This window comes from Variovorax sp. NFACC27, from assembly GCF_048301545.1.
Classification (GTDB): domain Bacteria; phylum Pseudomonadota; class Gammaproteobacteria; order Burkholderiales; family Burkholderiaceae_C; genus Variovorax; species Variovorax gossypii.
The window spans coordinates 2,652,428-2,663,964 of the sequence record NZ_CP157613.1; the positions used below are offsets into that span (position 1 = coordinate 2,652,428).

Annotated in this window: 14 protein-coding genes; 1 reads left to right on the forward strand and 13 read right to left on the reverse strand. The window is 69.0% G+C overall.

What is annotated here, in order from left to right:
• Positions 1-8: 8 nt before the first annotated feature.
• The 8 genes from ABL840_RS12340 to ABL840_RS12375 all read right to left on the reverse strand — a co-directional run bounded on the left by ABL840_RS12340 (position 9) and on the right by ABL840_RS12375 (position 6,317).
• Entirely contained in the window at positions 9-464 is a 456-nt protein-coding gene (locus tag ABL840_RS12340; RefSeq protein ID WP_093300910.1) for a DUF411 domain-containing protein, read from the reverse strand.
• Between the two features lie 11 nt (positions 465-475).
• A complete protein-coding gene (locus ABL840_RS12345; RefSeq protein ID WP_093199516.1) occupies positions 476-994 on the reverse strand; it encodes a cupredoxin domain-containing protein in 519 nt (172 codons plus the stop codon).
• Between the two features lie 39 nt (positions 995-1,033).
• Entirely contained in the window at positions 1,034-2,422 is a 1,389-nt protein-coding gene (locus tag ABL840_RS12350; RefSeq protein WP_093199518.1) for a multicopper oxidase family protein, read from the reverse strand.
• 1 nt (position 2,423) lies between these two features.
• Positions 2,424-3,938, reverse strand: coding sequence for a TolC family protein (locus ABL840_RS12355; RefSeq protein ID WP_093199521.1), 1,515 nt, complete (start codon positions 3,936-3,938; stop codon positions 2,424-2,426).
• A gap of 77 nt (positions 3,939-4,015) precedes the next feature.
• Entirely contained in the window at positions 4,016-4,444 is a 429-nt protein-coding gene (locus ABL840_RS12360) for a hypothetical protein (RefSeq protein WP_093199523.1), read from the reverse strand.
• A 24-nt stretch (positions 4,445-4,468) separates the two neighbouring features.
• Positions 4,469-4,744: a hypothetical protein gene (locus ABL840_RS12365; protein WP_093300909.1), complete on the reverse strand. Its 276-nt coding sequence runs from the start codon at positions 4,742-4,744 to the stop codon at positions 4,469-4,471.
• Positions 4,741-5,739 (reverse strand): glycerophosphodiester phosphodiesterase, encoded by a 999-nt coding sequence (locus ABL840_RS12370; protein ID WP_093199528.1) that lies wholly within the window; start codon positions 5,737-5,739, stop codon positions 4,741-4,743. Before ABL840_RS12370 ends, ABL840_RS12365 begins: the two co-directional genes overlap by 4 nt.
• Positions 5,736-6,317, reverse strand: coding sequence for a DUF1439 domain-containing protein (locus tag ABL840_RS12375; protein WP_093199530.1), 582 nt, complete (start codon positions 6,315-6,317; stop codon positions 5,736-5,738). The genes ABL840_RS12370 and ABL840_RS12375 overlap by 4 nt, the downstream gene beginning before the upstream one ends.
• 247 nt (positions 6,318-6,564) lie before the next feature.
• On the opposite strand from ABL840_RS12375, the gene ABL840_RS12380 reads away from it, so the two are divergent.
• Positions 6,565-8,127, forward strand: a complete 1,563-nt coding sequence (locus ABL840_RS12380) for an ArnT family glycosyltransferase (RefSeq protein ID WP_176947436.1) — start codon at positions 6,565-6,567, stop codon at positions 8,125-8,127.
• On the opposite strand, the gene ABL840_RS12385 is transcribed toward ABL840_RS12380, so the two are convergent.
• The 5 genes from ABL840_RS12385 to ABL840_RS12405 all read right to left on the reverse strand — a co-directional run bounded on the left by ABL840_RS12385 (position 8,100) and on the right by ABL840_RS12405 (position 11,428).
• Positions 8,100-8,606 carry a GNAT family N-acetyltransferase gene (locus ABL840_RS12385; RefSeq protein ID WP_093301200.1) on the reverse strand — a complete coding sequence of 169 codons (507 nt, stop codon included), beginning with the start codon at positions 8,604-8,606 and terminating at the stop codon, positions 8,100-8,102. The two genes, ABL840_RS12380 and ABL840_RS12385, sit on opposite strands and share 28 nt — an antisense overlap.
• Before the next feature lie 28 nt (positions 8,607-8,634).
• Complete coding sequence (locus ABL840_RS12390) at positions 8,635-9,096, reverse strand: AAA family ATPase (protein ID WP_093300906.1); 462 nt, start codon at positions 9,094-9,096, stop codon at positions 8,635-8,637.
• A 219-nt stretch (positions 9,097-9,315) separates the two neighbouring features.
• Positions 9,316-10,098, reverse strand: coding sequence for an amino acid ABC transporter ATP-binding protein (locus tag ABL840_RS12395; RefSeq protein WP_093300904.1), 783 nt, complete (start codon positions 10,096-10,098; stop codon positions 9,316-9,318).
• On the reverse strand, positions 10,082-10,735 hold the full coding sequence (locus tag ABL840_RS12400) for an amino acid ABC transporter permease (RefSeq protein WP_093300903.1): 654 nt from the start codon (positions 10,733-10,735) through the stop codon (positions 10,082-10,084). Before ABL840_RS12400 ends, ABL840_RS12395 begins: the two co-directional genes overlap by 17 nt.
• Before the next feature lie 30 nt (positions 10,736-10,765).
• Positions 10,766-11,428 carry an amino acid ABC transporter permease gene (locus ABL840_RS12405; RefSeq protein ID WP_093300901.1) on the reverse strand — a complete coding sequence of 221 codons (663 nt, stop codon included), beginning with the start codon at positions 11,426-11,428 and terminating at the stop codon, positions 10,766-10,768.
• Between the last annotated feature and the right edge of the window lie 109 nt (positions 11,429-11,537).

An 11,537-nucleotide genomic window follows, 5' to 3' on the forward strand; every position in this document is an offset into this window, starting at 1 on the left:
AGGTGGTTTCAGCGATAGCTCTGGTAGACGCGCGTGCTGCCGTCGGCCAGTACCAGCAGCACGTCGTAGGGATCGCGCTGGTCGCCGTAGGCGGGGCCTTCCATGCCCGGCGAGCCGACCGGCATGCCGGGCACCGCGAGGCCGACGGCCTTGGGCTTTTCCTTCAGCAGCCGCTGCACTTCGCGCGCGGGCACGTGGCCTTCGATGGCGTAGCCGCCGAACAGGCCCGTGTGGCACGAGCCCAGCTTCGCGGGAATGCCCAGCCGGTTGCGCGCGGCCGTGTTGCCTTCGTCGTGCACGCGAGTGGCGAAGCCGTTCTTGTTGAGGTGCTTCACCCAGTCCTGGCAGCAGCCGCAGTTCGGGTCCTTCCAGATCTCGACCATCGGCGCGGCGGCCAGTGCGGTCGTCGTGGCGAAGGGCAAGGCGGTGGAGGCCAGCGCCAGCAGCATCTTTCTTCTGCGCATGGCGTTCTCCTTCAGGACTTGCCGGCGGCGGGCAGCACGCGCACGCGGCCGGCCATGCCGAGCTCGTAGTGATCCTTCACGAGGCAGGCGAAGTCGAAGTCGCCGGCGCGGTTGAAGGTCCAGACCATGCTGCCGGTCTTGCCGGCGGGCACGTGGACCATCCACGGGTCGTCGTGCTCCATGTCGGGAAACTTCTTCATCATGGCCGCGTGGGCCTCGATCTCGGCGGTGGTGCCGAGCACGAGCTCATGCAGCTCCTTGCCGCGGTTCTTCAGCCGCAGGCGGATGGTGTCGCCTTCACGAACCTCGATGACCGAGGGCGTGAAGGTCATGTCGTCGGCCATCGCGATGTCGATGGTGCGCTTCACCGCGGCGGCCTTGCCCGCGATGCCCCAGGGCTTCTGCTCCGGGGCGAGTTCGGCCGCGCCTTTCGGCTTGGGTTTGTCGTGGGCCTCGTGCGCGAACGAGGCGCTGGCGAGTGCCGCGAGCATGAGGCCGGCGGCGATGGACTTGAGGTGTGTCTTCTTCATGAGGTGAGCTCCGTAAAGAAAGGAGGAGAGGAGAAGGGGTCAGTGGTTGTGCGCGTCGTGCCCCGAGGGCTTGCGCACGGTCGCGTCGGGCTTGCCGCCCTTTGGCGACGCAGGCGTTTCCTTGCGGGTAGCCGGCGGCACGTTCGCGTTCGGCACTTCGCGCGCGACCGTACCGGCCGGATGCCTGAACCAGCCCGGATCGCGGTAGTCGCCCGGCTTCTGGTCGCGCCGCACCTTCAGCAGCGTGAACATGCCGCCCATCTCGGCCGAGCCGAAGGGGCCGGTGCCGGTCATCATCGGCACGGTGTTGTCGGGAATGGGCATCTCCATCTCGCCCATGTCGGCCATGCCCTTGTCGCCCATCACCATGTAGTCGGGCACGAGCTTGCGGATCTTCTCGGCCACGCCCTTGTGGTCGACGCCGATCATGGTCGGCACGTCGTGGCCCATCGGCCCCATGGTGTGGTGCGACTTGTGGCAGTGCAGCGCCCAGTCGCCTTCCTCGTCGGCGATGAACTCCATCTGCCGCATCTGGCCCACCGCCACGTCCACCGACACCTCGGGCCAGCGCGCGGTGCGCGGCACGGGGCCGCCGTCGGTGCCGGTCACCTCGAACTCGTGGCCGTGGATGTGAATGGGGTGGTTGGTCATCGTGAGGTTGCCCGCGCGGATGCGCACGCGGTCTCCCTTGCGCACGTTGAGCGTGTCGATGCCCGGGAACACGCGGCTGTTGAAGCTCCAGATGTTGAAGTCGGTCATGGTGTTGACCTTGGGCGTGGCGCTGCCGGGCTCCACGTCGAAGCTGCCGAGGAGGAAGCAGAAGTCGCGGTCGACCTTCTCGATCAGCGGGTGTTCGGCCTTCGGGTGCGTGACCCAGAAGCCCATCATTCCCATCGCCATCTGCACCATCTCGTCGGCGTGCGGGTGGTACATGAAGGTGCCGGGGCGGCGCGCGGTGAACTCGTAGACGAAGGTCTTGCCCGGCGGTATGTGCGGCTGCGTGATGCCGCCCACGCCGTCCATGCCGTTGGGCAGGCGCTGGCCGTGCCAGTGCACGGTGGTGTGCTCGGGCAGCCTGTTGGTCACGAAGATGCGGACCTTGTCGCCTTCCACCACCTCGATGGTCGGGCCGGGCGACTGGCCGTTGTAGCCCCACATGTTGACCTTGAAGCCGGGTGCCATCTCGCGCACCACGGGCTCGGCGACGAGGTGGAATTCCTTGACGCCGGCGTTCATGCGCCAGGGCAGCGTCCAGCCGTTGAGCGTGACGACGGGGTTGTAGGGCCGGCCGTTCGGCGGCACCAGCGGCGGCGCGGTGGCGGTGGAGCCCTGGGAGACGGGTTCGGGCAGCGCTGCCATCGACACGCGGCTGACGGTGGTGGCGGCGACGGCCGTGGCCGCGCCCGCGAAGAAGTTTCGACGGTTCATTTCAGTGGCCTCCCGTTGCGGGGGCATCGCCGGCCGCCGCGGTCTGCGGCGCCGTCATTGCACCGGGCGAGCTGCCCGTGAGCACCAGCTGCAGATCGGTGTCCGCCAGCCAGAAATCGCGCTGCGCCTCGATGCCCGCGTTCACCGCGAGCATGCTGGCGCGCGTTTCGCCGAGCAGTTCCCAGACGCTGGCGAGCATGCCGTTGTAGCGAAGGACCATCTCCTCGTTGACCTTCTTGCGCAGCGGCAGCACATCGTCGCGGTAGCGGCGGGCCAGCGCATAGGCCGTGTTCCAGCCCTGCCATGCCTCGCGCGCCTCGCTCGCGGCGAGCACGCCCACGTCGCGCACGCGGGCCGCCGACTGCAGGTACTGCGCCTCGGCACGGCCGTTGCGCGACTGGCCCCAGTCGAAGATCGGGATGGGCAGCTCCAGCTCGAAGCCGCGCTTGGTCTTCTTCGTGCGGTCGGCGTCGTTGTCGAAGGTGGTGTTGCGCACCACGCCGAGTTCCATCGCGTTGATCACGCTCGTGGCGTGTGTGAGGCCGAGCGAGCCGGCCACGGCGGCGTTCTGCGCCTGCGCCGAGCGCACGTCGAGCCGGTCGCGCAGCGCCAGCGCCTGTACGTCGCCGAGCTCGGGCGGTGCCTTCGGCAGCGGCGGCAGGCGATCGGGCAGTGTGTAGCTGGCGGCGCGCTCGCCGCTCAGGCCCATCAGCCGCGTGAGCTGCTCGCGCGAAGCCACGGCCGCTTGCTCCGCGCGTGCAAGCTGCGCGGCGGCATCGGCCAGCAGCAGTTGTTCACGCGTGCGCTGCAGCGCGCTCCAGTTGCCGACCTGGGCCATGCGGTGCGCGAGTTCGGCGCCGGCTTCGGCGGCTTCCTTCGCGTCGCGCAGGTACGCCACGCTTTGCTGCGCCGCCACCGCGCGCACCCAGGCGCGGCGGGTGTCGGCCGCCAGCACCAACACGCTCTGCGCGGCCTGCAGCTTGGCCGCCTCGTGCCGCTGGCCGGCCCACCGGGCCTGCCAGGGCAGCGTGACGAGGCCGAGCACGTTGAAGCTGAGCATCCGCTCGAACTCGCGCTCGCTGCCCTGCGCCAGGCGGCTGAAGGAGAGCACCGGGTTCGGCAGGCTCGCGGCCTGCACGCGGTCGGCGTCGCTCAGTTGCAGGGTGGCGAAGGCGTCCTGCACGCGCGGGCCGTTGATGAGCGCGATGCGCACCGCGGCCTCGACGTCGAGCGGCCTGGCGAGCAGCGCGTCGACGCTCTTCTGCGAGGCTTCGTCGGGCGTGCGCTGCGCCGTGGCGCCGGCCATCAGCGGGTTGTTGCCGACCAGCGCCTGCACGTCGGCGCTGCCGCCGTCCGGCGACAGGCTCGCACAGCCGGCGAGCACCAGCGCGGCGGCCAGCGCGGCGCCGGACCTGATGAATGAAAGCGGGGGCCTGCGAACTGCAGGCGAATCCGGTTCGCTACGCTTCCGATAGCGAAGGAGGCCGGCAGGCTGCCGGCGGACAGGGGAATTCACGTTCGATCTCCATGAGCAATACGACGGACGCGGCGAGCCGGAACGGGCTCACTGCGGACGGACTACGGGCAGGGAGATCAGGAAATGGGTGGCTTCAGGCCCGAAACGGGCTCGGCGCTGACGAAGCGCGCGGCATGCGCCGTGGGCTGCATGCGGGGGACGTCATTCACGGTATCGGCAAGGGGCAGGCCGCCCAGCGCCACCGTGTGGCAGACCTGGCACGCGGTGCAGGTACCGCAGCCCTGGTGATCGGAGTGATCGGAGCTGCTGCCGTCATGGCTGCTGCCATGGGAGGACATGTCCATGCTCATGTCGCTGCCACCGGCATCCATCGCCTCGTGGCAATGGGCCTCGGCTGCCGCGGTCGCCATGGGCGCCGCTTCCTGCGAAGCCATCGCCATCGCCGCCGGCAGCGAATGCCGCACCATCTCGACCGCCATGGCATCGCCGAGCCAGCCGCGAACGGGCAGCAGGACGATCATGATGGCGAGCAGCAGGGTGCGCATGGGGCGGGATGATAAACCGGTGCCTCAAGACACCAGCTGGTTCCGGGCCTTGTCCGCCCACACCTGCAGGTTGTCGAGCAGGTCCTTCTGGCTGAAGGAACAGCTTTCCTCGCTGAAGAGCGCGCCCGACTCCAGCCGGTCGAGCAGGTTCAGCAGCACCTCGCCGTAGCGCGGGGGGAGGGCGCCCAGCAGCTCGGTGCTGGCGCGGGCCTCGTTCGACAGCGTGGTGATCGATCCGCCGCCGTCGCGCAGGGCCGCGATGCGCGCGGCGATGGCGTCGAGTTGCAGCGCGACGCTCATGACTTGCTGTTCTTTCCCGGTGGCGGCAGCGACAGCCCCCGCTCGCGCATCAGGTCGCGCAGGATGTCGGGGTAGTCGGTGATGATCCCGTCCGCGCCCCAGTCCATCAGCCGCTGCATGTCGGCGCGCTGGTTCACGGTCCAGGGCAGCACCTTCATGCCGATCTTCTGCGCTTCCCTGATGACTTCCGGCGTCAGGTCGGCGAAGGCCGGCGACCAGATCACCGGACTCGGCGCGTTGGCCGACGCCGCCCTGACCATCTGCGGCACCGAGGCGAAGCTCGCCGGGTCGAAGCCGTCGGTCCAGCGCTTGTCCTTCAGCGTGCGGGGCGTCGTGAGGTAGGCGCGCGGCATCTGCGGCGCGAGCTTGCCGACCAGCGTCAGCGTGCGCCAGTCGAAGCTCTGGATGGTCACGCGGTCGGCCATCTTCGCCTTGTCGATCTCGGCGAGCAGTGCGCGCACCATCGGCTCGGGCGCGGCAGTCTCGTCGGGCTTCGACGGGTCGATCTTGGTCTCGATGTTGAAGCGCACCGTGGCCGCGTCGGCGCCGCGCGCCTGCACCTGCTCGAAGAGCGAGGCCAGCGTGGGAATGCGTTCGCCGTCGCGCGGAATCTGCAGCGCGAACTGCTTGCCGTAGTTGCTCGCCGGGTCGAGGCGGCCCACGTCGTAGCTCTGCAGCTGCGCCAGCGTGAGCGAGCGGATCGGGGCGCCGCTCTTCGGTGCCAGCCAGGCACCGCTCGCGTCGCGCGTGTGGTCGGGGTTGAGCGATGTGTCGTGCGAGATCACGACCACGCCGTCGGCGGTGAGGCCGATGTCGAGTTCCAGCGTGGTCACGCCCATGTCGATGGCGTTGGAGAACGCGGCAAGCGTGTTCTCGGGCGCCAGCCCGCGTCCGCCGCGATGGGCCTCGAGGTCGAAGTGCTGGCGGGCCGTGGGCGCGATGGCGGCGCAGCCGGCCAGGACGAGCGCGCCGGCGAGGAGGGCGGATGTCTTCATTTGAGCTGCACCTTGATCCCGTTGTCCTGCACCGTGATGTCGCCGATCTCGTAGGTCTTGCGCCCGACCGTGAGTTCGTCGGCCGTGAAGCTGCGCAGCACCTGGCCCTGCAGCAGTTCCTGGGCGACCACCGCACCCACCTTCTGCAGCCGCTCGGCGTCGCGGCCCTCGACGCCCTGCAGCTCGAGGCGCTCGGCCTTGGGCTGGTCGAGCCGCAGGGCACGCGCGTTGGCGTCGTACTTCAGCGCGCTGCTGACCGACACCACGCCCTGCACCGGCGAGGCGGCCAGCAGGGGGCTCGCGATGGTCAGGGTGGCGGTGATGGCCGCGCGGTTGGCCTGCGCGTTCAGGCCCAGCTGCGGGTCGCGCAGGCCGACCATGAAGATCTCGGCGTAGCGCTCGGCCACCGGGAAGCGCTTGGCGATCTGCGACTGCAGCTCGTCGCGGCTGGCCGTGTATTCGCTGGTGAAGAAATTGAAGCCGGCCAGTGCCGCGAAGGGCGCCTGCAGGGCTGCGGCGCCCAGCAGCGCGCGCAGGAGCCGGCGGCGGGAGGTGGGATGCAGGTTACGAATGTTCATGCTTCTCGGAGCTTGCCACAGGCGTGGGCCGCTTCCCTGACGCGGCGAAGAAGGCGGGAAAGGACGGGCGCGGTTTTTTAACGGTTCGTAAAGTTTTCTGTCTGAATTGCAAAGTGTCGTAGTAAATAGTGTCTATATTCCCGCCTGCGCACCAGGCAGCGTTTCCCGCGCGGTGGAAATGCCAACCCATGCGAGCGGCGGAGCAGCCTCGGCGCCTGCCCGTTTCCTCCTCACACGGATGCTCTTCATGCTGCTTCAACCCGACAGCTCCGGGGATGCGGGTGGTCGCCCGACCGGCCTGGAAACCCGCGACGCCCCGGCATCGTCGCCTTGTCGTTCCGCGAACGCCCATCTGCCCGACGCGGTGGCGTGGATGGCGGTCTGGGCGGTCGCGTGGGTTTCGGTCCTCATGGCCCTGAGCTGGTCGCCGCCCACCGACTCGGTCGAGCAGCTCGTCTGGGTGCGCTCCATCGAGTGGGGCTACCACAAGCATCCGCCGCTGCCCACGATGATGATCTGGCCGCTGGTCCAGCTCTTCGGCATTCACGAATGGGTGGTCAGCGCCGCGGGCGCGCTGGTCATCTCGGGGGCGCTGCTGATTTCATGGCGGCTGGTGCGCGAGTTGGCCGGCAGGCATTTCGCGGCCCTGGCCATGCTCGGCTCGCTGAGCATCACCTACTACAGCGGCCGCACCAACTTCTACAACCACAACACGGTGCTGCTCCTGTTCGTGGCGGCGGCCGCATGGTTCTGCTGGCGTGCCTTCGCGGACCGATCGCCGAGGGCCTGGCTCGCGCTGGGGCTGATGCTCGGGCTCGGCGCGCTGGCCAAGTACCAGGTCGTGCTGGCCGCCCTGTGCGTCATCGTCTTCTGGCTCACGCAACGCGGCTGGCGCGATCCGCTGCACCTGCGCGGCCTGCTGAACGCCGCGATGGTCGCGGCCGCGGTCTTCGCGCCCCATCTTTGGTGGCTGGTGGCGCACGACTTCCTTCCGTTCCGCTACGCGGCTCATACCTCGCTGGGCGCCGCGATGGCCTGCGCGCAGCGCGCGGCCCACGCGGTGCACTGGCTTGCCGACCAGTGCAACAGGCTGAGTCCGGCGCTGCTGCTGGCGGCCGGCCTGCTGTGGAAGACGAGGCGCGAAACCGTGCCCGCTTCGCCCGACCCGGTTCCCGCCGTCGCCCCGGATGCCCGCGTCTTCCTCCTCATCTGGGGGCTGCTGCCGCTGCTGACCATCGTGCTGATCGGCCTCGTCACCGGCGCCGACCTCCAGTTCCAGTGGGGGACCGCCTTCATGTCCTTCACCTGCGCGGCGCTGATGCTCCTTCTCCCCGAGGGCCGGTGGCACCGCATCGAACGGCGCGACGCCGTGACCGGCTTCCTCGCGGTCCAGATACTGCTGTTCGCCATGACCTGGGTGATGTCGCCGATGAGCGGCCTGGGCCTGTCGAAGAGCAGGTCCGCCGGGTTTCGTTCGGAGCACTTTGCCGCGCGGATCGGGCCGCCGGCTCGTACCGTGCTCGGCGGCCCGGTCAGGATCGTCGCCGGCTCCGCCCGGATCGCGAGCGCCTTCGCGCTGCGCATGCCCGAGCGGCCGCTGGTCCTGCTCGACGGCGACATGACGGCCAGCCCATGGCTGAGCGTCGCGCAGATCCGCCGGCACGGCGTGCTGTGGGTGGGCGACGAGAACTCCGCGCCGCCGCCCGGCCTGGAGCGGCACTGGGTGACGGGCAAGCTGTGGTGGAGCGTGCAGCAGCCCGAGCCCGAACCCGACCCCTCGGCTCAGGAAGACGAGCTGTCGGGCGACTGAACCGCGAGTTCGTAGCGGGCGAAGGACGATTCGCCCTTGCGGATCACGCTGTGCAGCGAGAAGCCGAAGCGCTCGTACAGCGAGCGCAGCGGCGCCCGGTCGGCCACGCAGTCCAGCCGCAGGAAGGGCCGGCCGATGCCGCGGGCGCGTTCGCGCGCGAAGGCCAGCAGCTGCAGGGGCACGCCTTGCCCCGCGGCTGCGCGTCGCACCGCGAGCTTGTGCACGTACAGCGATGTGCCGGCCTCGATCTCGGGCCAGAAGTGCGGATCTTCGAGGTCGAGCCGCATGACGCCGGCCACGTCGCCGTTGCTGCGCGCGATGAAGTAGCTGCCGACATCGGTGTCGCGCTGGATGCGCTCGAGGGCGACGTCCGCCGCCGACCACAGCGGCCGGCCCTCGGCGGCGATCCATTGCGCGGCTTCGTTCAACACGGCCGCGACGGTGGCGGCTTCGGTGGGCCTGGCTTGTTCGATCTGCATGGGGCACGGAGCATAGCGGCCCTGGGCGTCAGGCATGCCTCACGACGGTGAAGCCTTCCTGCGGCGACGGCGCGGCGAAGTGGCTGGTGATCAGCTCGAACTGCTCGTCCGTCGTCTCGAAGGGATGGGTGCCGCTCGCGTTGCGCGCGCGCAGGCGCTCCTTGCAGACCGCGTCGGGCACGTCGAGGAAGTGCAGCGCGTGCGCCGCGCCGGCCGCCTCGAAGATGCCGCGCATCCACCGGCGGCTGGCCACGGTGTTGGCGGGAAAGTCGAGCACCACCGACACGCCGGCCCTGAGCAGCTCGGCCACATGGGGCGCCATCGCCTGCTTCAGTCGGCCCGCGCACCGCATGTAGTCAGGCAGTTCGCGGATCTCGCCGGGGTAGAGCGTGGCGAGCCATGAGTCCTCGCTGATCAGCACCGTGCCGGGCATCGCCGCCAGCTGCCGCGTGAGCGTGGACTTGCCCGCGCCGATCTTGCCGCAGACCATGTGAAGCACGGGTGTGGATGGGACGGTCAATTCGTTTCTCCTGAAGGTTCGGTCTTGAAGAAGCGCCCCCAGGAAACGAAAAACCCGCCTCTCGGGGCGGGTCGTGTGGCGTGTGCTTGTGACGCCGCGCGCTAACCCACCATCCCTTTCGGAATGATGCGAATGATCGACGCGATGTACAGGCAGGCCACGGGCAGAGGATAGCCCAGGCCGGCCCGCTCAGTCGTGCAGCGACGACAGGAACTGCTTCAGCTCCGCCGTCTGCGGATTGCCGAACAGCTCCGCCGGCGGTCCCATCTCGTGCACGCGGCCCTGGTGCATGAAGATCACGCGGTCGCTGACCTTGCGCGCGAAGCTCATCTCGTGCGTGACCATCAGCAGCGTCATGCCCTCGTCGGCCAGCGACTCCACCACGCGCAGCACCTCGCCCACCAGCTCGGGGTCGAGCGCGGACGTGATCTCGTCGCACAGCAGCACGGCCGGCTCCATCGCCAGCGCGCGGGCGATGGCCACGCGCTGCTGCTGGCCGCCGGAGAGCTGGTCGGGCATGGCGTCGAACTTCTCGGCCAGGCCCACGCGCGCGAGCAGCTTGCGCGCCTGCGAGGCGGCTTCGAGGCTGCTGCGCTTCTTCACCAGCGTGGGCGCGAGCATCACGTTCCTGCCGACCGTGAGGTGCGGGAACAGGTTGAAGCTCTGGAAGATCATTCCCACGCGCTGGCGCAGCTCGCGCATGGCCATGGCGCTTTCGTGCAGCAGCGGCTTGCCGTCCACCGTGAGCGAGCCTTCCTGGAAGACCTCCAGGCCGTTGATGCAGCGAAGCAGGGTGCTCTTGCCCGAGCCGCTCTTGCCGATGATGGCGATCACCTCGCCGCGCTTCACGTCGAGGTCGATGCCCTTGAGCACCTCGTTGGTGCCGTACGACTTGCGCAGCGCCGTGATGCGCACGATGGGCGAGCCCACCGAGGTGGCGGGTTGTTGTTGCGGTTCAAGTACGGCGGCCATGGGATTTCCTCTCGAGGTTCTTGGCGTACAGGCTCACGGGAAAGCACAGCACGAAATAAAGCAGGGCCACGCAGCTGAACACCACGAAAGGCTTGAAGGTGGCGTTCGAAATCATGCTGCCGGCCTTGGTGAGTTCGACGAAGCCGATCACCGACGCGAGCGCCGTGCCCTTGATGACCTGCACCAGGAAGCCTACGGTGGGCGCGATGGCGATCTTCACGGCCTGCGGCAGGATCACGTGGCGAAGCTGCTCGCCGAAGCTCAGCGCGAGGCTGCCCGAGGCCTCCCACTGCCCCTTCGGTATGGAGGCCACGCAGCCGCGCCAGATCTCGGTGAGGAAGGCGCTGGTGTAGAGCGTGAGCGCCACGCTGGCGGCGGTCCACGCCGACACGTCGATGCCGAAGAGTGCGATGCCGAAGTAGGCCAGGAACAGCTGCATCAGCAGCGGCGTGCCCTGGAACAGCTGCACGTACAGGCCCACGACCTTGCCGATCGCCTTGCCGCCGCGCAGCCGCAGGAAGAGCAGCAGCGCGCCCACGATGCCGCCGCCGATGAAGGCGATGAGCGAGAGAACGACGGTCCAGCGCAGCGCCAGCAGCAGGTTGCGCAGGATGTCCCAGAGAGAGAAGTCAGCCATGATGAAAAGGGGCTTTCTTGCCGTGTCCGCTCAGCGGCCGAAGAAGAACTTCGGCCCCGCCCAGTCGAGCAGCCGCCGCAGCGCCACAGACAGCGCCAGGTAGACCAGCGTGGCGACGATGAAGGCCTCGAAGGCGCGGAAGTTTCGGCTCTGGATCAGGTTGGCCGCGTAGCTCAGCTCCTCGGTGGAGATCTGGCCGCACACCGCCGAGCCCAGCATCACGATGACGATCTGGCTCACCATCGCGGGCCACACCTTCTTCAGCGCCGGCGGCAGCACCACGCGCAGGAACACCTGCGAGCGGCTCAGCGCCAGGCTCACGGCCGCCTCGATCTGCCCCTTGGGCGTGGCCTCGATGCCGGCGCGGATGATCTCGGTGGAGTAGGCCCCCAGGTTCAGCACCATCGCGATCACCGAGGCGACCTCCGGCGTGAGCTTGACGCCCGCCGCCGGCAGCCCGAAGAAGATGAAGAACAGCTGCACGATGAAGGGCGTGTTGCGGATCAGCTCCACGTACGTGCCCACGACGGCGCGCAGCCACCCGGGGCCGTCGGCACGCGCCCACGCGCAGAAGGTGCCCACGATCATGCCCAGCACGGTGCCGATGGCGGTCAGGCCGACGGTCCATGCCACGCCGCGAAGCAGCAGCGGCCACTCGGAGAGCACCGCACCGAAATCAAACTCGATGTTCATAGGTCAGTCTGTTCGTGGAACGCCGCGGAACCGGCTTCGCCGGGTCGCGGGCGTTGCCCCCGGCGAGGGGGGCGCAGCGACACGAAGTGCGCGAAGCATGGGGGAGTGC

Bases quoted from the DNA above. Each gene is read 5' to 3' on its own strand.
- ABL840_RS12345 (WP_093199516.1), bottom strand. From the start codon at position 994: ATGAAGAAGACACACCTCAAGTCCATCGCCGCCGGCCTCATGCTCGCG.
- ABL840_RS12400 (WP_093300903.1), bottom strand. From the start codon at position 10,735: ATGGCTGACTTCTCTCTCTGGGACATCCTGCGCAACCTGCTGCTGGCG.
- ABL840_RS12350 (WP_093199518.1), bottom strand. From the start codon at position 2,422: ATGAACCGTCGAAACTTCTTCGCGGGCGCGGCCACGGCCGTCGCCGCC.
- ABL840_RS12395 (WP_093300904.1), bottom strand. From the start codon at position 10,098: ATGGCCGCCGTACTTGAACCGCAACAACAACCCGCCACCTCGGTGGGC.
- ABL840_RS12365 (WP_093300909.1), bottom strand. From the start codon at position 4,744: ATGAGCGTCGCGCTGCAACTCGACGCCATCGCCGCGCGCATCGCGGCC.
- ABL840_RS12390 (WP_093300906.1), bottom strand. From the start codon at position 9,096: ATGGTCTGCGGCAAGATCGGCGCGGGCAAGTCCACGCTCACGCGGCAG.
- ABL840_RS12340 (WP_093300910.1), bottom strand. From the start codon at position 464: ATGCGCAGAAGAAAGATGCTGCTGGCGCTGGCCTCCACCGCCTTGCCC.
- ABL840_RS12380 (WP_176947436.1), top strand. From the start codon at position 6,565: ATGCTGCTTCAACCCGACAGCTCCGGGGATGCGGGTGGTCGCCCGACC.
- ABL840_RS12360 (WP_093199523.1), bottom strand. From the start codon at position 4,444: ATGCGCACCCTGCTGCTCGCCATCATGATCGTCCTGCTGCCCGTTCGC.
- ABL840_RS12370 (WP_093199528.1), bottom strand. From the start codon at position 5,739: ATGAAGACATCCGCCCTCCTCGCCGGCGCGCTCGTCCTGGCCGGCTGC.
- ABL840_RS12405 (WP_093300901.1), bottom strand. From the start codon at position 11,428: ATGAACATCGAGTTTGATTTCGGTGCGGTGCTCTCCGAGTGGCCGCTG.
- ABL840_RS12385 (WP_093301200.1), bottom strand. From the start codon at position 8,606: ATGCAGATCGAACAAGCCAGGCCCACCGAAGCCGCCACCGTCGCGGCC.
- ABL840_RS12375 (WP_093199530.1), bottom strand. From the start codon at position 6,317: ATGAACATTCGTAACCTGCATCCCACCTCCCGCCGCCGGCTCCTGCGC.